Annotated in this window: 18 protein-coding genes; 10 read left to right on the forward strand and 8 right to left on the reverse strand. The window is 61.6% G+C overall.

The features are described 5' to 3' along the window. Positions 1-136 precede the first annotated feature (136 nt). Positions 137-445 carry a helix-turn-helix domain-containing protein gene (locus GVO84_RS02855; RefSeq protein WP_063152437.1) on the forward strand — a complete coding sequence of 103 codons (309 nt, stop codon included), beginning with the start codon at positions 137-139 and terminating at the stop codon, positions 443-445. Between the two features lie 301 nt (positions 446-746). Continuing rightward, a complete protein-coding gene (locus GVO84_RS02860; protein ID WP_095429133.1) occupies positions 747-1,202 on the forward strand; it encodes a SymE family type I addiction module toxin in 456 nt (151 codons plus the stop codon). 43 nt (positions 1,203-1,245) lie between these two features. Here the strand turns inward: GVO84_RS02860 and trpS are convergent, their stop codons facing one another. Then, positions 1,246-2,247 carry a tryptophan--tRNA ligase gene (gene trpS / locus GVO84_RS02865; protein WP_159515438.1) on the reverse strand — a complete coding sequence of 334 codons (1,002 nt, stop codon included), beginning with the start codon at positions 2,245-2,247 and terminating at the stop codon, positions 1,246-1,248. A gap of 199 nt (positions 2,248-2,446) precedes the next feature. On the opposite strand from trpS, the gene fosA reads away from it, so the two are divergent. After that, positions 2,447-2,872 (forward strand): FosA/FosA2 family fosfomycin resistance glutathione transferase, encoded by a 426-nt coding sequence (fosA, locus tag GVO84_RS02870; protein ID WP_040020209.1) that lies wholly within the window; start codon positions 2,447-2,449, stop codon positions 2,870-2,872. Here fosA and GVO84_RS02875 read toward each other — a convergent pair. After that, positions 2,858-3,865, reverse strand: a complete 1,008-nt coding sequence (locus GVO84_RS02875) for a LacI family DNA-binding transcriptional regulator (protein ID WP_159515439.1) — start codon at positions 3,863-3,865, stop codon at positions 2,858-2,860. The genes fosA and GVO84_RS02875 overlap by 15 nt on opposite strands. 185 nt (positions 3,866-4,050) lie before the next feature. Between GVO84_RS02875 and GVO84_RS02880 the strand changes: the two genes are divergently transcribed. Both GVO84_RS02880 and GVO84_RS02885 read left to right on the forward strand, forming a co-directional pair. Beyond that, positions 4,051-5,139, forward strand: coding sequence for a cellulase family glycosylhydrolase (locus tag GVO84_RS02880; protein ID WP_159515440.1), 1,089 nt, complete (start codon positions 4,051-4,053; stop codon positions 5,137-5,139). A gap of 50 nt (positions 5,140-5,189) precedes the next feature. Then, positions 5,190-6,611 (forward strand): MFS transporter, encoded by a 1,422-nt coding sequence (locus GVO84_RS02885; RefSeq protein WP_159515441.1) that lies wholly within the window; start codon positions 5,190-5,192, stop codon positions 6,609-6,611. Here the strand turns inward: GVO84_RS02885 and GVO84_RS02890 are convergent. The 4 genes from GVO84_RS02890 to GVO84_RS02905 are packed head-to-tail and all read right to left on the reverse strand — an operon-like array spanning position 6,574 to position 11,320. Next, positions 6,574-7,395, reverse strand: coding sequence for an alpha/beta fold hydrolase (locus GVO84_RS02890; RefSeq protein WP_023293378.1), 822 nt, complete (start codon positions 7,393-7,395; stop codon positions 6,574-6,576). The two genes, GVO84_RS02885 and GVO84_RS02890, sit on opposite strands and share 38 nt — an antisense overlap. A gap of 30 nt (positions 7,396-7,425) precedes the next feature. Continuing rightward, positions 7,426-9,045, reverse strand: a complete 1,620-nt coding sequence (locus GVO84_RS02895) for an MFS transporter (RefSeq protein WP_126796770.1) — start codon at positions 9,043-9,045, stop codon at positions 7,426-7,428. After that, complete coding sequence (locus GVO84_RS02900) at positions 9,042-9,449, reverse strand: DoxX family protein (protein ID WP_159515442.1); 408 nt, start codon at positions 9,447-9,449, stop codon at positions 9,042-9,044. The genes GVO84_RS02895 and GVO84_RS02900 overlap by 4 nt, the downstream gene beginning before the upstream one ends. Beyond that, on the reverse strand, positions 9,449-11,320 hold the full coding sequence (locus tag GVO84_RS02905) for an amidohydrolase (RefSeq protein WP_159515443.1): 1,872 nt from the start codon (positions 11,318-11,320) through the stop codon (positions 9,449-9,451). Before GVO84_RS02905 ends, GVO84_RS02900 begins: the two co-directional genes overlap by 1 nt. A gap of 218 nt (positions 11,321-11,538) precedes the next feature. On the opposite strand from GVO84_RS02905, the gene GVO84_RS02910 reads away from it, so the two are divergent. From GVO84_RS02910 to GVO84_RS02930, 5 genes are all read left to right on the forward strand, one after another. Then, positions 11,539-12,225, forward strand: coding sequence for a hydrolase (locus GVO84_RS02910; RefSeq protein ID WP_008501349.1), 687 nt, complete (start codon positions 11,539-11,541; stop codon positions 12,223-12,225). A 61-nt stretch (positions 12,226-12,286) separates the two neighbouring features. Further along, on the forward strand, positions 12,287-12,508 hold the full coding sequence (locus tag GVO84_RS02915; RefSeq protein WP_069303606.1) for a DUF1427 family protein: 222 nt from the start codon (positions 12,287-12,289) through the stop codon (positions 12,506-12,508). Then, on the forward strand, positions 12,505-12,765 hold the full coding sequence (locus GVO84_RS02920) for a XapX domain-containing protein (protein ID WP_010427264.1): 261 nt from the start codon (positions 12,505-12,507) through the stop codon (positions 12,763-12,765). Before GVO84_RS02915 ends, GVO84_RS02920 begins: the two co-directional genes overlap by 4 nt. Before the next feature lie 23 nt (positions 12,766-12,788). Next, on the forward strand, positions 12,789-13,169 hold the full coding sequence (locus GVO84_RS02925) for a response regulator transcription factor (RefSeq protein WP_159515444.1): 381 nt from the start codon (positions 12,789-12,791) through the stop codon (positions 13,167-13,169). 9 nt (positions 13,170-13,178) lie between these two features. Continuing rightward, a complete protein-coding gene (locus GVO84_RS02930; RefSeq protein WP_159515445.1) occupies positions 13,179-18,761 on the forward strand; it encodes a trifunctional serine/threonine-protein kinase/ATP-binding protein/sensor histidine kinase in 5,583 nt (1,860 codons plus the stop codon). A gap of 3 nt (positions 18,762-18,764) precedes the next feature. Here the strand turns inward: GVO84_RS02930 and GVO84_RS02935 are convergent, their stop codons facing one another. Further along, complete coding sequence (locus tag GVO84_RS02935) at positions 18,765-19,382, reverse strand: response regulator transcription factor (RefSeq protein WP_121932418.1); 618 nt, start codon at positions 19,380-19,382, stop codon at positions 18,765-18,767. Positions 19,383-19,567: 185 nt separating this feature from the next. Further along, the gene (locus GVO84_RS02940) at positions 19,568-19,954 is read right to left on the reverse strand and encodes a VOC family protein (protein ID WP_159515446.1); all 387 of its coding nucleotides are present in this window, start codon (positions 19,952-19,954) and stop codon (positions 19,568-19,570) included. Positions 19,955-20,033: the final 79 nt, after the last annotated feature.

The raw sequence follows: 20,033 nt of genomic DNA on the forward strand, positions 1-20,033 counted from the left end.
CAAAAAAAACTACGTTTTACGTAGTTTTGCGATAGCGCTCGAGAATTTGTGAAATCCTTACGTAAAAATCAATTTAGTGTTTACACTACGTAAAACGTAGTATCTTCCTTGGACATTAACTACGATTATCGTAGTTATGAAAACATCTAATCCCCACAATCAGCTCTTCAGTCGACGCCTCAAAGAGGTGCGCTTAGACATGGCGTTATCGCAAAAAAGCCTGGGTATTTTGGCTGGCATAGATGAGTTTGCAGCGAGCGCACGTATCAACCGCTACGAGAAAGGGGTTCACCAGGCAAGCATAGAAGTCGTCCGGCATCTCGCTAAAGTTCTTGAAGTGCCTGTAGCATACTTCTACACAGAAGATGATGAACTTGCCTCTTTAGTCCGTCTTTGGCCGAAATTGGACTCGGAGAAGAAAAAAAACATCCTTCAGCAGCTCTAAACGAAAAGAGTGGTTCGATGTACTTTCTCCTCTCGAAAAGCTATCCATAATTTAAAACCAAAATGTTGCGTTAGAATCTGATCTTAACTCGTCTGATTTCATTTCCTGAATCCCCCTCGCAAATTTCGAATTTCCTCCACCCAAAACCGCTGTATTTATATTCAGCCCTGTATAATAAGCACCAGAAATTACGCCAACCGGCAAAGGAAGTATCAAAGAGAATTTAAAGAAGAATTCGCGATATGAAGGTGCTGCAACACCCCCATACCGCTAACCACAAACAACTTACAAGGAGTTGAAAATGGCTGCGACGAATTTTAAGCCAGAGTTTACTGTTTGCAAAACAGAATCAGACGCTTTCACCGGCATGATTGAAAACCGCGAGCTGGTACGCAAAAACAGTGCCCGCCGTCTTCACGGCAACCAGCCCAACGCGGCACCCGTTCACCCCCGCGCGGAAACGCCGCAGGACAGTGCAGCCTGCTGCGAACTGTATGCACGCATAGACATGAAATACCTTCTTCTGGGCGGCGAGTGGTTAACCCGCGCAGGCTTTATCAACGGCATGCCGGTAAAAATCCGCGCCATGAAAGACTGCATTGTGATTACGCCACAACATACAAGAGAATTATGGGGATGCCTGGAAGGTATGAGCGTGGTGAATATCAATAAACAGAAAGTCGCACAATGGTTAAAAACATTTCCGGGAGCATTAAATGACACCGGCGATATTCCGGTAATTAAGCGTAACGCCTGATAAATATCCCGGTCCTGCGCCGGGATTATTATTTAAGCCGCTTTCAAAACACCGGCACCCCCAGCCCAACCTTCACCTCCCTCAACGTCGCCTGCGTCACCCCCTGCGCCCGCTCGGTCCCACGCTTCAGCATCGCCATCAGCTCTCCCCTGTCACGCATATACATCGCCCTCCGCTCCCGCATCGGCCCAATCAGCTCTTGCAAACACCCCTCCAGCTCGTTCTTACATACCCGGTCCCCAAGCCCGCCTGCCTGATAATGCGCCTTCATCGCCGCCACTTTCTCCTTGTCCGGATGAAACGCGTCGAGGTACGTAAACACCACGTTCCCCTCAATCTGCCCCGGGTCGCTCACCTTCAGGTGGTTCGGATCGGTGTACATGGCGCTGACCGCCCGGTGGATCGTCTCTTCGCTGGCAGAAAGGTGCAGCGTGTTGCCCAGCGATTTCGACATCTTGGCGCTGCCGTCGATGCCGGGCAGGCGGCTGGTGTCGCTCAGCATCGCCTTGCAGTGGCGCAGCACCGGGGCGGGCAGCAGGCTGTTCATCTTGTGCACAATCTCGTTGGTCTGCTCAATCATCGGCAGCTGGTCGTCGCCGACGGGCACGCACTCGGCCTTAAACGCGGTGATGTCCGCCGCCTGGCTGATGGGGTAGGCCATAAATCCGACCGGCAGCGAGCGGGCAAAGCCCTTCTGCGCAATCTCGTTTTTCACCGTCGGGTTACGCTCCACGCGGGCGACGGTGACGATGTTCATATACAGCATCGTCAGCTCGGCGAGGGCGGGCAGGGCGGACTGCAGGCAGATCGTGGTCAGGCTCGGGTCGATGCCGGCGGCGAGGTAGTCGGCCAGCACTTCGGGGATGTTGTCGCGAATTTTTTGCGGGTTGCTGCCGTTGTCGGTCAGGCCCTGCAGGTCGGCAATCAGCACAAACTGGCTGTGCGTCTGCTGCAGCGCCACGCGCTGGCGCAGCGATCCGACGAAGTGGCCGAGGTGCAGCGGGCCGGTTGGGCGGTCGCCGGTGAGGATGGTGGTTGCGTTCATAAAGACTCCTTAATGTGCAGTTGCCGAAAGGGGTCTTAGAAATGTGAAAGCCGCCTTTCGGCGGCTATCTGAAAATGGGGAAAACTACTCCGAGCCGCCTTTAAGAAGGCAGCCACCAGCGGTTTACGGTGAGCACGGCGTGGTTTATGTTCATCTCTTTACCGTATCACGTCCGGCGCGAAAAACAAAAGGGCACGTCATGCTGCAATCACTCAACCATCTGACCCTCGCGGTCAGCGACCTGCAAAAAAGCGTCACCTTCTGGCACGAGCTGCTGGGGCTTGCGCTGCACGCCCGCTGGAATACCGGGGCCTATCTCACCTGCGGCGATCTGTGGGTCTGCCTGTCGTACGACGAGGCGCGCCAGTACGTGCCGCCGCAGGAGAGCGACTACACCCATTATGCGTTTACCGTGGCGGAGGAGGATTTTGAACCGTTCTCGCAAAGACTGGAGCAGGCAGGCGTCACCGTCTGGAAGCAGAACAAAAGCGAGGGGGCGTCGTTCTATTTTCTCGACCCGGACGGGCACAAGCTGGAACTGCACGTGGGCAGCCTCGCCGCGCGGCTGGCGGCGTGTCGCGAGAAGCCCTATGCGGGCATGGTGTTTACCTCAGACGGGGCTTGAGGCGCGCACCTTCAGCCTGCCCGCCAGCGTCACGTGCGTGGCGGCATCTTCCTGATTGCACAGGTACTCCACCGCCAGCCGTCCCAGCTCGCTGTAGGGCAGCTGGATACTGGTCAGCGGCGGAGTGAGCTGCTCGGAAATCTTCTGGTCGTCGTAGCCCGCCAGCAGCATGTCCTGCGGGATGCGCACGCCGTTCACCGCCAGCGCCTGATAGCAGCCAATCGCCAGCCAGTCGCTGGCGCAGAAGATGGCGTCCGGGCGCTCGGCCAGTTCCAGCAGAGAAGTCGTGGCGGTAAAGGACTCGCTGAACTGCCAGTTGGTCTGGCGCACCAGGCCGTCGTCGCACGCGAGTCCGGCCTGCTGTAATGCCGCCTGGTAGCCCGCCAGACGCTGGCGCGAGGCCTCCATCCAGCTCTCCCCGGTGATGTGGGCGATGCGCGTGGCCCCGCAGGCGATGAGGTGTTTAGTCACCTGGAAGGCGTTGGCGTAGTCGTCCGGGATAAACGACGGCAGCAGCGGCGAGCCGGGGTCGCGCTGGTTGAGCAGCACCAGCGGGATGCGGGTGCAGTCCTGGAAGGCCGTCATGTCCACCAGCGTGGTGACCGGGGACGCGAGAATAATCCCGATGCAGTTACGCTTCTCCAACTGGCGAATGATGTTCAGCGCCAGCTCGATATCGTCGCCATAGTCGTAGACGGTGAGCAGGGTCTCGTTGCGCCACGCGGCTTCACGCGCCTGGCTGATGGCGTCGATAAACGGGTCGAAGCTCTGCATGGAGCTCACCAGCAGGGCGATCTCTTCCTGATTGCGCGGGGCGTGAACGGCGGGGAGGCGGTCGTAGCCGAGCTCGGTGGCGACGCTAATCACCCGCTGGCGGGTGTCGTCGCTAAGCTTGATGTTGCGTGACTGGTTAAGCACCAGCGATACCGTCGCCTGCGACACCCCCGCCGCCCGCGCAATATCGTTCATCGTCACTTTCGTTTTTCGCTTCATCCGTCCTCTCCCTTTCGCGATTTCGCATCATACCCTAACCGCACGCTTTAGCGCCGTCGATCACGTTTCTCATTCATCGAAGCGTGAACTTTGTGAGGGGCATCGCTTTTCTAAACGCCGTGATTTGCGCATTTATCCCGCAACTAATATTTATTAGCTAAATATTATCAGTAAGAGGACGCGTAATGAAAGAGCAGTGGAGCAGGGAGCAGGCACAGGCGTGGTATCAGCAAAAAGGCTGGCTGTGCGGGTTTAACTATCTGCCGTCGACGGCGGTGAACTGGACCGATATCTGGCAGAAGGAAACCTTCGATGCCGCAACCATCGAGCGCGAGCTGGGCTGGGCGGTGGAGGCGGGCTATAACACCCTGCGCATCAACCTGCCGTTTATCGTCTGGGAGCACGACCGCGACGGGCTGATGGCGCGCATCGACCGGTTTTTGACGATTGCCGACGGCCGCGGCTTCAGCACCATGCTGACCCTGATGGACGACTGCGGTTTCTCCGGCGACGAGCCGTACCTTGGCCCGCAAAAGCCGCCGGTGCCGGGCAAGCACAACAGCCAGGCGGCGGCGAGCCCGGGGCGCGATAAGGTGTGCGATCCCGACTGCTGGGCAAACATTGAACGCTATATCCGCGACGTTGTTCGCCAGTTCCGCGACGATAAGCGCGTGCTGCTGTGGGATCTCTACAACGAGCCGGGCAACCGCGGCATTTTCGCGACGGGCACGCAGGAGGTGCAGTACGACGCGAAGCTGGAGACCTGCGCGCACGAGTTGATGAAGCTCGCGTTCCAGTGGGTGCGTGAAGAAGACCCTACCCAGCCGCTCACCGTCTGCGCGTGGCGTCTGCCGCCGGAAGAGGAGGGCGAGACGTTCTTTCAGCATCCGCTGGACCAGACCGCACTGGCGCTCTCGGACGTGGTGAGCTTCCACGCCTACACCCACACCGGGCGCATGACGGCGATTATCCAGCAGCTGCAGGCGCTTGGTCGCCCGCTGTTCTGCACCGAATGGCTGGCGCGCCACGTGGGCAGCACCATTGAAGAGCAGCTCCCGCTGATGTACGCGGCGAAGGTCGCGCCGTACCAGTGGGGGCTGGTGCGCGGCAAAACCCAGACGTGGCTGCCGTGGCCGGTGGTGATGAAAGAGTCCACGGACTACTGCCGCCTCTGGTTCCACGACGTGTTCGAGGAGAACGGCATTCCGTTCTCGCGCCGTGAAATCGCATTAATGCAGCAGCTGCGCAAGATCGCCCCGAAAGTTCAGGGCTAATAATATCGACCCGGCGGACCACCGCCGGGCAACCAGGCAGGCATATAACAATGGCAACGACAATGAAAATACCGTCTCGCGAGTTGTGGTCTTATTTTGGCTATGGTTTAGGTCAGTGTTTTAGCTTTGGTTTAGTGGGTTCGTTTATTAACTATTTTTACACCGACGTGCTGGGGATCTCGGCGCTGGCGGCGAGCACCATCTTCCTGATTGCCCGCGCGTGGGACGCGGTTCACGATCCGCTGTTTGCCAGCATTATGGACACCATTAACAGCCGGTTCGGCAAATTTCGCCACTTTTTGCTGATCGCGCCTTTGCTGATCACCGGCGTCACGCTGCTGTCGTTCTATAAAATCGAAGCGGACATGACCACCAAAATCCTCTACGCCGGGGTGACCTACATCCTGTGGGGGACGCTGTACGCCATCTCTGATATCCCGTTCTGGTCGATGTCGTCGGTGATGACCAACGACTCCGCCCAGCGTACCCGTGCGGTGACGGCGGCGATGCTCGGGGTCAACGCGGGGATTGCCTGTGCCAACATCTTCTTCCCGAAGCTGGCGGCGTTCTTCGCCCAGTACAGCAACGATAAAGGCTACTTTATGGCGGCGCTGGTGATGATGCTGGTGGGCCTGCCGCTGATGCTCAACGGCTTTATGCAGATCAAAGAGCGCGTGCCGCCGAGCCCGGAAAAGGTGACCATCCGCGACACCTTCCACAATCTGCGCCAGAACAAGCCGCTGTTTATCGTCCTGCTGTCGTTCTTTTTCTGCGTGTTCCACAACGTGGCGGGCGGCCTGTATATCTACTTCTTTATCAACAACCTGGGCGACGGCAGCCTGCAGATGGCGATTGGCGTGATGGGGATAGTCGCGGCGGTGCTGTGCCTGGTCGCGCCGATGCTGACGCGCCGGATGCAAAAGCGGAAGCTATTTATGATCCTCTGCGGGCTGGACGTGGCGGTGCGCGTGGTGATGTGGTTTGTCGGGTATCAGCAGGTGACGATGCTGTTTATTCTGCTTGGCCTGAGCACGCTGTTCGTTATGATGACCAACATCCTCACCTCGTCGATGATTGCCGACACCATCGAGTACGCGGAGTACCACACCCACAAGCGCTGCGCGGCGATCACCTTCTCCGGGCAGACTTTTACCGGCAAGATGTCGGTGGCGGTGGGCGGCGGGTTAATCGGCGTGTTTCTGACGATGATTGGCTACGTGCCGCAGGCGCAAATTCAGAGCGAAGGCGTGCTGTCGGGGCTGTTCTTCGGGGTTTGTTTGTTACCGGCGATTGGGTCGCTGATCCGCATCGTGTTTATGTCGCGCTTTACCTTTACCGAGGAGAAGCATGCGGAGATTTGTCGGCTGCTGGCGGAGCGGAACGCGTCTGCGAAAGCGCCGGGTGGCGGCTGCGCCTTACCCGGCCTACAAAAAATTACAGCGACTTCACAAACGCCAGCAGATCTTCGTTGAGCTGGTCCTGGTGGGTCAGCGCGAAGCCGTGCGGCGCGTTGTCGTACACCTTCAGCGTGGCGTTTTTAATCATCTCTGCCGCCAGCTTGCCGGTGCTTTCAAACGGCACGATCTGGTCGTTGCTGCCGTGAATAACGAGCGTCGGCACGTCGATTTTCGCCATGTCCGGGCGGAAGTCGGTTTCGCCGAACGCGGTCACGCAGTCGATGGTGCCCTTCAGCGACGCCAGCAGGGCGATGTTCAGCGTCTGGGTCAGGGCACCGGCAGAGACGGTCTGCCCGGCGTTGATGCCGTAGAACGGCGTCGCGAAGTCGCTGATGAACTGGGCGCGATCTTTACGCAGTCCGTCGCGAATACCGTCGAACACGCTCTGATCCACACCCTGCGGGAAGGAGTCGGATTTGCCGAAGATCGGCGTCACCGCGCCCAGCAGCGCCAGACCTGCCACGCGCGCGCTGCCGTAGTTGTTAATGTAGCGCGTCACGTCGCCGCCGCCCATGGAGAAGCCCACCAGCGTTACGTCCTGCAGGTCCAGGGTGGTGATCAGGTCGTTGATGTCGGACGCAAAGGTGTCGTAGTCGTAGCCGTTCCACGGCTGATCCGAGCGGCCAAAGCCGCGACGGTCAAAGGCGATGGCGCGGAAGCCGCGCTCCGCCAGGTAGTTCAGCTGGCTGTCCCACATGTCGCCGTCCAGCGGCCAGCCGTGGCTGAAGAGAACCGGTTTGCCCGCGCCGCAGTCTTTGTAGTAAATCTGCGTGCCGTCTTTTGCCTTAAACGTTGCCATAGTGTGTTCCTGTGCAGGTGATGATTATGGTTATACCGGCGCGACCAGGTAGCGAATAGCCGGTGATGTTGTGCCCTGATGAAAAGCCAGAACGCGGCTCTGCAGCAGGAGGTCATTCATGGTGTGGCGCTCCTGCTGGCGCAGATGCTCAATCCAGGAGCCCATCAGGAAGGTCTCGATAAACAGGCCGGGACGTTCAATATCCTCGTACACCGCCCAGCTCATCGCCCCGGCGCGGCGGCGCACCCGGCGCAGCTCGTGAACCGCCTCCAGGAAGGCCTTGGTGTTTTGCGGGTCGATGATGTACTCGTGCGATACCAGCACCGGGCCGCGCTCGTTCGGCAGGTCAATCTCCACGCCGTCCAGCGGCTGGCCGCTGAGGTCGAGGTTCAGGTCCGGATCTTTCCCCAGCTTCCAGCGGAACACCGTCGCGCTCGCCAGCACCATCCCCAGCGTGGCGACCACCAGCGAGGTCGGGGTGCCGAAGCGGGAAGCGATCTGCCCCCAGATGGCGCTGCCCGCGGTCATCGAGCCGAAGAACACCGTCAGGTAGACCGCCAGCGCGCGGGCCTTCACCCAGCGGGCGGCGCTGCGCTGCGCGCCGAGGTTGAGGGTGGAGAGCACCGCAATCCACGCGAAGCCGGTGAAGAACTCAAACAGGTTGAGCAGCCAGACGTGGCGCACGAACGCCAGCGCCAGCATGGTGAGGGCAAACGTCAGGCTGGCGGCCACCATCAGGCGGTCGGCGTCCAGCCGCTGGCGCAGGCGCGGCAGCAGGATCGCCCCGGCAATCGCCCCCAGGCCAATGCACGCCAGCATCACGCCGTAGCCCGCCGGGCCCAGGCCCAGCTCGCGGCGCGCCACCAGCGGCAGCAGCGCCCAGCCCGCGCTGCCGAAAACGAAGAAGGCCACCGTTCGCACCAGCACGTTGCGCAGCACCGGGGCGGCGTGCACGTAGCGAATCCCGGATCGCACCGCGGAGAAGAAGTGCTCCGGCGGCAGACGCTGAATGGACGGGGCCGGACGCCAGCGCCACAGCACCCAGGCCACGCCGACCACGGACAGCGCGTTGAGGGCAAACACCATCCACGGCCCGGCGAGCGACAGCAGAAAACCGCCCAGCGCGGGGCCAATCGCCCGGCTGATGTTCACCCCGAGCGAGTTCAGCGCCACGGCGGCACCCAGCTCCGGCTTGCTCACCAGATCGGGCACCACGGCCTGGAACGGCGGCGAGCTCATCGCCGCGCCCACGCTCAGCAGAAACGTCGCCACCAGCAGAACGGTGGGGGTGACGTGTCCGGTGAAGGAGAGCACCGTCAGCCCGGCGGCGGCGATGAACACCCACAGCTGGGAGAAGAGCAGGTATTTACGTCGGTCGACGATGTCCGCCATCACCCCGGACGGCAGGGCGAAGAGGAACATCGGCAGGCTGCTGGCTGCCTGCACCAGCGCGATGTCCAGCGGGTCGGCGCTCAGAGTCAGCATGCTCCAGTTTATGCCGACGTCGCTCATCCATGAGCCGACGTTAGAGACCACCGTGGCGATCCACAGCATGCGGAACACCGGCTGGCTCAGCGGCTGCCAGGGCGAAACCGTCGATGCGGGCGTCGTCTCGACGTGTGCGTCGCGAACGTCGTTAACCTGGGTCATGCGAACCTCTCCGCTGCCTTACGCTGCAGCCGCCACTGGCCCGGCCCGGTGAGGGCAAGGGTGGTGAAGATAATCAGCAGCAGCCAGCCAAACTGCCCTTCGGCAATCGACCAGTTCGGGTGGACCGCCAGCATCGCCACCAGCAGCACGGCGATAATCGGCAGGCACGCCAGGCGGGTGTACACGCCCGCAATGATAAACAGCGGGCAAACCACCTCGGCGACAATCGCCGGGATCAGGCTGGCGTAAGGCCCGAAGCCAAACGGATCTTCAATGCGCGTCAGCTCTTCGCTGAAGTGCAGCACCTTCGGCAGGCCGTGCACGTACAGCAGCAGCAGGCTGCCGGTCAGGCGCAGGAATAACAGCCCCAGGTCGATCCGGGGCGGAGTAAAGGTGTTTTTCATCAGAATGCAAAGCAGCTGCAGCCCAGCGCCCCCCAGAAAGCGTTATCGTCGGACACCGGCATCTCTGACGTGCGGGCGAAATCATGCTGGTGGCTGTGAACCCCGCACGGGCCGCTGCAGTGATGGATAGGGTTCATGCCGACGCGTGCGGCCTGCGGCGGCGCGCTGCGGTAGTGGCCCGGCACCTTCACCACCGGTGACCACTCGGGCAGAACCGGAATGGCAGGCGGCGCGAGCGGGCCAAAGCTGCCTGCGGCGTAAACGATATCGCCGTTGACCACCGTCAGGACGGACTCGATGCCCTTGATCTCCTCTTCCGGCACGCGGAAGTAGTCTTTGCTGAGCACCGCCAGGTCGGCAAGCTGGCCGACCTTGATCTGCCCCTTCTGGTTCTGCTCGCTGGAGAACCACGCGCTGCCCTGGGTCCAGAGCATCAGGGCGGTATCGCGGTCCAGACGGGCGCTGTGATCGTACATCTGCATCCCGCCGACGGTGCGGCCGGAGACCAGCCAGTAGAGCGCGGTCCACGGGTTGTAGCTCGCCACGCGGGTGGCGTCCGTCCCTAAGCCCACCGGCACGCCGGTCTCGAGCATTTTCGCCACCGGCGGCGTGTGGCGGGTGGCTTCGATGCCGTAGCGCTCGGCAAAGTATTCCCCCTGGAAGGCCATGCGGTGCTGCACGGCAATGCCGCCGCCCAGTTCTTTGATGCGGTCGATGTTGGCCTGGGTGACGGTTTCCGCATGGTCGAAGAACCAGTGCAGGCCGTTGAACGGTATGTCGCGGTTCACCTTCTCAAAGACGTCCAGCATGCGGCTGATGGATTCGTTGTAGGTGGCGTGCAGGCGGAACGGCCAGCGGTGCTCCACCAGATGGCGTACCACGCGCTCCAGCTCGTCCTCCATGCCCGGCGCGAGGTCAGGGCGCGGCTCGAGGAAGTCTTCAAAATCGGCGGCGGAGAAGACCAGCATCTCCCCCGCGCCGTTGTGGCGGAAGAAGTCGCTGCCCTGGCCCGGCGTGAGCATATCGGTCCATTTTTCAAAGTCTTCCAGCTCGTGGCCCGGACGCTGGGTAAACAGGTTGTAGGCGATGCGGATGGTCATCTGCTTTTTCTCGTGCAGCTCGGCAATCACCTCGTAATCTTCCGGGTAGTTCTGGAAGCCGCCGCCCGCGTCGATGGCGCTGGTCAGCCCCAGACGGTTCAGCTCGCGCATGAACTGGCGCGTGGAGTTGACCTGCTGCTCCAGCGGCAGCTTCGGCCCTTTGGCCAGCGTAGCGTAGAGGATCATGGCGTTCGGACGGGCAATCAGCATCCCGGTCGGGTTGCCGTTGGCATCGCGCTGGATCTCGCCGCCCGGCGGGTTCGGCGTGTCTTTGGTGTAGCCGACCACCTTCAGCGCGGCGCGGTTGAGCAGGGCGCGGTCGTACAGGTGCAGGATGAAGACCGGGGTATCCGGCGCGGCGTCGTTAATTTCATCGAGGGTTGGCATGCGGCGCTCGGCAAACTGGAACTCGGTCCAGCCGCCTACCACGCGCACCCACTGGGGCGACGGCGTGCGCAGGGCCTGCTCTTTCAGCATCCGCAGGGCGTCGGCCAGGGACGGTACGCCTTCCCAGCGCAGCTCGAGGTTGTAGTTCAGCCCGCCGCGGATCAGGTGCAGATGCGAGTCGTTCAGGCCGGGGATGGCGGTATGGCCTTTCAAATCCACCACCTTGGTGCCGTCGCAGTGGTGCTGCATCACCTCGGCGACGGTACCCACTTCCAGAAATTTTCCGTCGCGCACGGCAACGGCTTCCGCGACGGGGTTCTCGCGATCGACGGTGTGAAACTGGCCGTTAACCAGAATGAGATCGGCTTTACCGAGGGTAACCATAAACTGCTCCTGACTGAGAGGGGAATGGTCAGGATTATGGGAACCGGTTTCGGCAAAGATCCAGTTATACAATAGGATAGGTATACCAAAGTATAACTATACCTAAGGTTAACTATACGAAGAGATAATTACGCGCAGAGACGGAAAACCGCAGGATGAGGGTGATTTTATCGTCGCGGCGCTCGCGGCGATTTCACCCTTAACCACTGGAAAATGCTATGACCTCTTCAAAGCTCGAAGTGTTAACCCCTGCGAACTGTCAGATCATCTTTATCGATCACCAGCCTCAGATGGCGTTTGGCGTGCAGTCTATTGACCGCCAGGTGCTGAAAAACAACACCGTGGCGCTGGCGAAAGCGGCCAAAGTGTTCAACATCCCGACCATCATCACCACCGTTGAGACCGAAAGCTTCTCCGGCAATACCTATCCAGAGCTGCTGGACGTGTTCCCGGGCCAGGACATCCTGGAGCGTACCTCCATGAACTCCTGGGACGACCAGAAGGTGCGCGACGCGCTGAAGGCCAACGGCAAGAAGAAGGTGGTGGTTGCCGGTCTGTGGACCGAAGTGTGCAACAACAGCTTTGCCCTGTGCGCGATGCTGGAAGGCGACTACGAAATTTATATGGTGGCGGACGCGTCCGGCGGCACCTCCAAAGAAGCCCACGACTACGCGATGCAGCGCATGATCCAGGCGGGCGTGATCCCGGTGACCTGGCAGCAGGTGATGCTGGAGTGGCAGCGCGACTGGGCGCGTAAAGAGACCTACACCGCGGTGATGGACATCGTGCGCGAGCACTCCGGCGCGTACGGCATGGGCGTCGATTACGCCTACACCATGGTGCACAAAGCGCCGTCTCGCCAGAAGAGCGAGCACCGCACCTTAGCGCCGGTCCCGGCTCGCTAAGTTCCGCTGGCGGGCTGGTCCCTCATCCGGCTCGCCGCTGCCTCTTTCTCTGGAGTTCACAATGAGTACTGGGCTGATATCCCTTGCGGCAGGCGTGTTGATTGGCCTGATGTATGCCGTGCTGAAGGTGCGCTCCCCCGCGCCGCCCGCGCTGGCGCTGATTGGCCTGCTGGGGATGCTGGCGGGCGAACAGGCGACGCGCCATCTGTTATCCCGCGACGCTGCGCCCCCTCCTCAGGTGACCGTTCCGCAGGCCAACTCGCAGACGGGAGCGTCGTCATGAAAGCATGGATAATTTCGCTGGTGTGCGGCGTGGTTGCTGGGGTAATTTACGCTCTGCTCGACGTCCATTCCCCGGCACCGCCGGTTGTCGCCCTGCTTGGCCTGTTTGGCATGCTGGTGGGCGAACAGCTCATCCCGGTGGGACGGCGTTTACTGAGTCGCGAACCGCTTACCCTCGCCTGGTTTCGTCACGAATGCGTACCGAAAATCAGCGGCACGGCGCCTCCTGCGCCCGCGAAGGACGATCGCGACGTTTAATGATTTACCAGAGGAAAGACAGCATGACGCTGCCGTGGCGCATTGCCATCATTGATGACGAACGTTCCGTCCGCAGCGGGCTGAGTAATCTCCTGGAGTCGGAGGGCTATGCCGCCGATACGTTTGATTCGGCAGAGGTATTTCTGAGCCATCCGCTCGCCCTGTCCGGCGCGGCGCTGGTGATCGCCGATATCAAGCTGCGGGGCATGAGCGGCCTGGAGCTGTTTGACAAGCTGCGGCTGCTGGCCGTCCCGCCTCCGCCCGTGATCTTTATCTCCGGTCATGCTGATGAAAATATGCAGCGGTACGCTCTCAGTCTGGGCGCCGCTGCATTTTTGCGTAAGCCTATTAACATCGATATTCTGCTGGATCATATTCAGCGGGAGATGGCCCGCCGACAATAAGGATCGCGGATGAACGAACACGAGCAGCCTGCATTCTGGCCCGCCCAGGGGAATCTTCACCAGGGGCGGGTTTTTGTCCTTAAAGAGGATGTGATTTTTACCGTGCTGGCGCAGGAGGGCGGTATCGCCTGGATGCACGCGCGACATCCCCATTCTGGCGGCTCGTTCATTATCGCCACCGCGGTGAGCGACGAAGAGGAAGAGCGGGCCACCCGGCTGCTGAAAAACGAGTTTGCGCTGCGCGACGCGCTGCAGGACAGCTGGGCCATCCGCGCCGTTGCCTCCACCCAGTACCGGGGGCGCTTCGCGCTGGTGTACGCCCCGTTTGCGTTTGAGCTGCTGGCGCGGCGCGCGGGCAGGGCGATCTCGGGGATCGCGCGCTTTATCGAGATGGCGATCCAGATCTGCGCTCCCCTGCGCCAGATGCATCTGCAAAACCTGATCCACGGCGATATTAAGCCCGGCAGTATTTTTGTTCATCACGATGCCACCTGCCGTCTGGGCAGCTTTGGCCTTTCCAGCAGCCTTTCCGATGCTATCACCCAGACCCGGCTTGCCGTTTCAGGCGGTACGCCCGCGTATATGTCGCCGGAGCACACCACCCGCACCCAGCGCCCCGTCGACGGCCGCAGCGATCTCTACAGCCTCGGCATGGTGCTGTATGAGCTCCTGACCGGACGCCTGCCGTTTGAGCTGGGGGAGGACGAACAGACCAACTGGGCGCACTACCATATTGCCTCGGCGCCGCTGGCCCCGGACGCGATCCGCCCGGACGTGCCGGGAATGCTGTCGACCATCATCCTGAAGCTGCTGGAAAAGCACCCCGATAACCGCTACCAGACGGTCGACGGGCTGATTGCCGACCTCCGCCGCTGCCAGGCGACGCTGACCTGCGAGGGCGAGATCGTCGCCTTTACCCCCGGCCAGCAGGACCGCACCCCGGCGATCAATCTGGCGGACTCCCTGTTCGCGACGCATCCGCAGGCGAACGACGTCATTGCCGCGTTTGAGCGGGTGGGGCAGAACCTGGCGCCGGAGCTGGTGACGATCGGCGGGCCGTCGGGGATCGGCAAATCCTCAATTATCGCGACGGCGCTCAAAACGCTGCAGCAGCGTACGGTGCTGCTGGCGGTGGGCAAAGTCGATCAGTTTTCGCCGTCGCTGCCCTACGGCGTATTAAGCTCCGCGTTCCGCACCCTGACGCTGCACCTGCTGGGGCTGCCCGCAGAGGACGTGGCGAAGTGGAAAATCCGCCTGTCTCGCGCCCTGGAGGGGCACGAGGCGCTGGCCGTCAGCCTGGTGCCCGAGCTGGGCCTGCTGCTGGAGAGCAAGCCGCGCTTCTCGGCGGATACGTTTTCCATTGATGCCCGGGCGCGCTTCAGCCATATGGTGCTGGCGCTGGTGAAAACCTTTGCCTCGCAGGGCTGCCCGCTGGTGCTGGTGCTCGACGATCTCCAGTGGAGCGATACCGCCAGCCTGCATACGCTCAAATATCTGCTGATGAACTGCGGCGCTGTTCCGCTGCTGGTGGTCGCGGCCCACCGGGATATCAGTTCCGTGTCCGACGCCGCCCTGCAGGCGCTGCTGGCAGGCCTGCCGGAGGCGGCGCAAAACGCGAGCGAGATTGTCCCGCAGGCGCTTTCCGTGAAAGCGGTGGCGCGCTGGCTGGCGACAGTATTTCGCACCCGCAGCGCGGCGACGACCGATCTCGCCACGCTGATCCACGAGAAGACGGGCGGCAACCCGCTCTTTGTGCACGAATTTTTCCGCCGCATCGTTGATGACGGCCTGGTGGTGCACAACAAATATCAGGACAAGTGGCACTACGATCTGCAGGCGATCCGCGCCAGGCATTACACCGAAAACGTCGTCACTCTTGTGCTGGAGCAGCTCGAAGAGCTGCCCGACGAGACGCGCCGCCTGCTGGGCAGCATCGCCTGCCTCGGCGGCACGGGCGAGATGGAGATGATTTGCCGCGTGGTTGGCATGTCGATGGCGGAAATGCGCTATGCGCTGCACCCGGCGGTAATGGCCCAGCTCATCGTGCTGACGGAAAAAAAGTACGCCTTCACCCACGACCGGGTGCAGGAGGCGGCCTTTGCGCTGCTGGAACGGCATGAGAAAAGCCATATTCACCTGACGACCGCCAGCCTGCTGGCCGACGCCGCGCGTCAGGCGGCGGGGAACGAGCTGCTGTTCCGCGCCGTTCACCACGTCACGGCCGCGCTGGACAGCATCCAGCCCGCCCCGCAGCGGGAGATGTTCCGCGAGCTGAGCCTGCTGGCCGCGCGACGCGCGAAGCGTTCGGGAGATTACCTTTCGGCGCTCGGCTATATCCAGACCGCCAGAGCGCTGGGCAACGCCGGGACGGTGTCGGACTTTATGCTCGATATCGAAGAGGCGGGCTGCGAGTTTGCGCTGGGGCACCTGGAGCGCACCCGCGAGCTGTGCGACGCCATTCTCGGCTGCCCCGGCGGGCTGACCGAAAAGGCGCTGGCGGCCAACCTGCTGGTGGAGGTGTACATTCGCCAGTCGGACAGCCGTCTGGCGCTGGAGGCGGCACTCTGCTGGCTGGGGATTTTCGGGATCCAGATTAGCCGCTATCCGGAAGATGCCGACTGCGACGAGGCCTGGGCGCTGTTTTGCAACCGCACGGCCGACGCGCCGCAAAACCTGTTTGCCCAGCTGTCGCTGATGGACAACCCGGAAACCGAAGCGGTGATGAACCTGCTCTACAGCGCCAGCATTTGCGCCAGCTTCATCTGCCCGCGCCTGCACTTTTTGCTGCTCTGCCGCATGATGCACCTGACCCTTGACCACGGCATTACCGGCGCCTCCACCACGGCGATGGCCTGGTTTGGCGTGCTGATGGGCCACCGCTACGCCGAGTACCGCCTCGGGTTTCAGTACGGCACCCTGGCCCGCGAGCTGGTGAATCGCCACGGCTACGACGCCTTCGAAGCCAAAACCCTGCTGCCGCTCGACCAGCTCAGCGTCTGGACCCAGCCTTTATCGTTTACCATCGAGTGCGCGAAGGCCTGCTTCACCTCGGCGGTGACCCACGGGGATATGACGATGGCCTGCTTTGCGGCCTGCCATCAGGTGATTAACTTCCTCTCGCGGGGCGATCACCTGGACGGGGTGCTGACCAGCATCGATCGCGGCCTGTCGTTCGTGCGTAAAACCCACTTCCAGGACGTGGAAACCATCCTGATGGTCCAGCGCGGCTACGTTGAGTTTCTGCGCACGCCGGTCATCGGCACCTGGACCGCGTCGCAGGTGCTGCCGGAGGCGCTGCTTCCCGCGTCGCCGGAGCAGGCGCCGGAGAAGAACGCCACCATGCTGTTCTGGTACTGGCTCTATCGCGGCATGGCGCACTTTACCTGCGGCGAATATGCCGACGCGCAGGCGGATCTCGAGATGGCGGGCTGGTTCGCGTGGTCTGCGCCGGGGCATATTCATCTGCTGGATTACCATCTCTACAGCGCTCTGGCGCTCTCCCGTCAGCTGACGCCGGAGACCTTCTCGGCGAATCACCGCCGCAGCATTCACGCCCACTACGACAAAATTGCCCTCTGGGCGCGCATTAATCCCGGCACGTTCGCGGATAAAGAGGCGCTGATCTACGCCGAAATCGTGCGGCTGGACGGGATGAACAGCATTGCGCTCGAGCAGTATGAGAAGGCGGTCCGGCTCTCCCGCGAGGGCGGGTTTAACCCGATCAACGCCCTGGCCCACGAGCTGGCGGGCCGCTTTTCGCTGGCCTGCGGCTACCCGACCGCCTCGGACGCGCACTTCCGCGGCGCGATTGCCGCCTGGGGCCGCGCGGGCGCGCAGGCCAAGGTGCGCCAGCTGGAGCAGGATTTCCCGCACCTGCTGGCCTCCGGGCAGGCCAGCGCCTACGACACGGTGGCGTTCGCCCAGAACGAGACCATCCGCGATCTGCAAAGCGTCATCAAAGCCTCCCGCGCGCTGTCGGAAGAGATTAACCTTGAGCGCTTAATCGAAAACCTGATGACCATCCTGCTCGAACGCGCCGGGGCGCAGCGCGGCCTGCTGCTGCGCGTGAGCGAGAGCCTCATTCCTGAGATCGAGGCCAGCGCCTGGACCAGCACCGAGGGCGTGCGGGTGCGGATCCTGAAAGACGTGCCGACGGCGACCGACCTGCCGCTGTCGGTGCTGGCGGCGGTGATCCGCACCGGGCAGGAGATCCGCACCGGCAGGCCGGAGGAGTTCCATCCCTTCAGTCAGGATCCCTATCTGGTGACCTCGGGGGCGGCGGTCATGTGCGTCCCGATGTTCAAGCAGGCGCGGCTGGTGGGCGTGCTGTACCTGGAAAACCGCCTGATGCCGGAGGTCTTCACCGCCGAGCACTCGCGCGTGGTGAGCCTGCTGGGCGCGCAGGCCGCAGTATCCCTGGAGACGGCGCGGCTGTACGCCGAGCTGCTGGCGGAGAACATCCAGCGCCGACGGGTGGAGAAAGAGCTGCGCTCCAGCCAGACCTCGCTGATGCTCGGCGAGCAGATCAGCCACACCGGCAGCTGGCGCTGGGAGCTGGAGCAGGATCTGATGTTTGTCTCGGAAGAGTACGCCCGCATTCTCGGCCTGCCCGAGCGGCAAAAGATGATCTCCATGGCGGAGTTTTTGACCTTCGTTCATGAGGACGATTACGCCCGCATCAGCGCCATCGTCACCGAGAGCGTGCGCGACGGGCTCTCCATGCGCGCGGAGTTTAGGGTTAAGCGTACCGACGGCTCAACGCGCTACCTCCTCGGGATTGGCGATCCGGTGGGCGTGGGCAGCGAGGTGAACGAGTATTACGGCATCATCACCGACATCACCAGCCAGCGCGCCGCGGAGGATGCCATGCGGGTCGCGCAGGCGGATCTGGCGCGGGTGTCCCGGGCCACCACCGTCGGGCAGCTGACCTCCTCCATCGCCCACGAGATCAACCAGCCGCTGATGTCGATCGTCTCGAACGCCGGGGCGAGCCTGCGCTGGCTCAGCCGCGAGCCCGCCCGGCTGGATAAAGTGCGCGAAGGGCTGGAGGAGATCGCCGCGGAAGGCGCGCGGGCGGGGGAGATCATTCGCAGCATCCAGTCCCTGACGCGCAAGCAGGATCCCACCTTCTCGCGCATCGACATGCACTACCTGATCCACCATATCATCACGCTTTCGCGCAGCGAGCTGGAGCAGAGACACATTAGCGTTGATTATCTGTTAAGGGCGCAGGACAGCTTTATCACCGGCGATAGCGTGCAGATCCAGCAGGTGCTGCTCAATCTGGTGATGAATGCGGTAGAGGCGATGGCCGATGTGAAGGATCGCGCCAGCACCATCACCCTCAGCACCGCTAACGCGGACGGGAAGGTGATCGTCGAGATCGCCGATACCGGGAGCGGCATTGAGCCCGAGCGGCTGGAGCAGATTTTTGACTCGTTCTACTCCACCAAAGCGCAGGGGATGGGGATGGGGCTGACCATCAGCGCCAGCATCATCGAGCGCCACTGCGGGAAGCTGAGCGCGCGCCGCCGGGAGCCGTACGGCACGGTGTTTGCGTTTGCGCTGCCGCTGGCGGCGCAGGAAGGGTAAAGGTTACTCCGCGGGCTGGCTATTCGTCAGGCGCTCAACGGCCCTGACCAGCTCCGCCACCGAGCGCACCTGCATTTTCTCCATCACGCGGCGACGGTGCACCTTAACCGTGATCTCGCTGACGCCCAGCTCGGCGGCAATCTGCTTGTTCAGCATGCCGCTTATCGCCAGCGTCAGCACCTCGTGCTCGCGCGGGGTGAGGGACATGTGGCGCTGCTTCAGGGCATAATGCTCTTTATTGCGCACGGCGTTGTGTTCCGCCAGCTGAAGCGCGGACTCGATGGCGTCGATAAGCGCGGTGGATTCGACGGGCTTGGTGAGAAATTCGTACGCGCCGCCTTTAATGGCGCGCACCGACATCGGGATGGTGCCGTGACCGGTGAGAAAAATAATCGGGATCTCGCGCCCGCTGTCCTTGAGCGCGTCAGCCACCTCAAATCCTGAGATGGCGGGCATTTGCATATCGAGGACCACGCACGAGGGTAGATCTTCAAAGCGGTGTTGAAGAAACGCTTCTGCCGATGAAAAGCCGACGGCGTTCAGGTCTGCCGAATCCAGCAGACCGATCACGGACTGCCTGACTGCGTCATCGTCATCTACCACATACACAATGTGTTCCATTCACCGCCCCGGTGCTGATTGACATGTCGAGGATGCAAACAATCCCGACGGTTACGTAAGGGACTGTTTATGCTGACTTTCATCTTAACACATTAACTATCATTATCATTTCACAATATGATAACCGTATGAAGATGAAGTATAGCGATACGTGGCCGGGGCGGTTAAGCAACGAAACGCTGATTTTATGCACCCACAAGTTCGATGCGGTTGCCGTCCGGATCCGCGATCACCGCTTCATAGAAGCCGTCCCCGGTCATGCGCGGGGCGCTGAGCAGCGTGCCGTTTGCCTGCGCCCGCTCGGCCATGCTGTCGACCTGCGCCCTGCTGCCGACGTTGATGGCGATATGCGCCCAGCCGATAAACTCCGGGTGCGCAGGGGCACCGGGCAGGTCCGGCAGCGTCATCAGCTCGATGGTCGGCCCGTTATCCAGCGTAATAAAGTGAGATTCGAAACCGGGACGATTTTTACTGACGTAGCGTTCGTTTCTGCGGCCATTAAACACCGTTTCCCAGAACTCAACCTGGGCGTTCAGGCTGCGGGTCCAGAGTGCGACATGTGCAATATTCATATGCTCCCTCGTTATTTGTCTGTGAGGACTTTGATCGGTAAAACAGGCTACACTCTGGTTTTGAGCGCTACAAGCTGAG

Source organism: Enterobacter sp. SM3 (genome assembly GCF_009811935.2).
In the GTDB taxonomy this organism is placed as follows: domain Bacteria; phylum Pseudomonadota; class Gammaproteobacteria; order Enterobacterales; family Enterobacteriaceae; genus Enterobacter; species Enterobacter asburiae_D.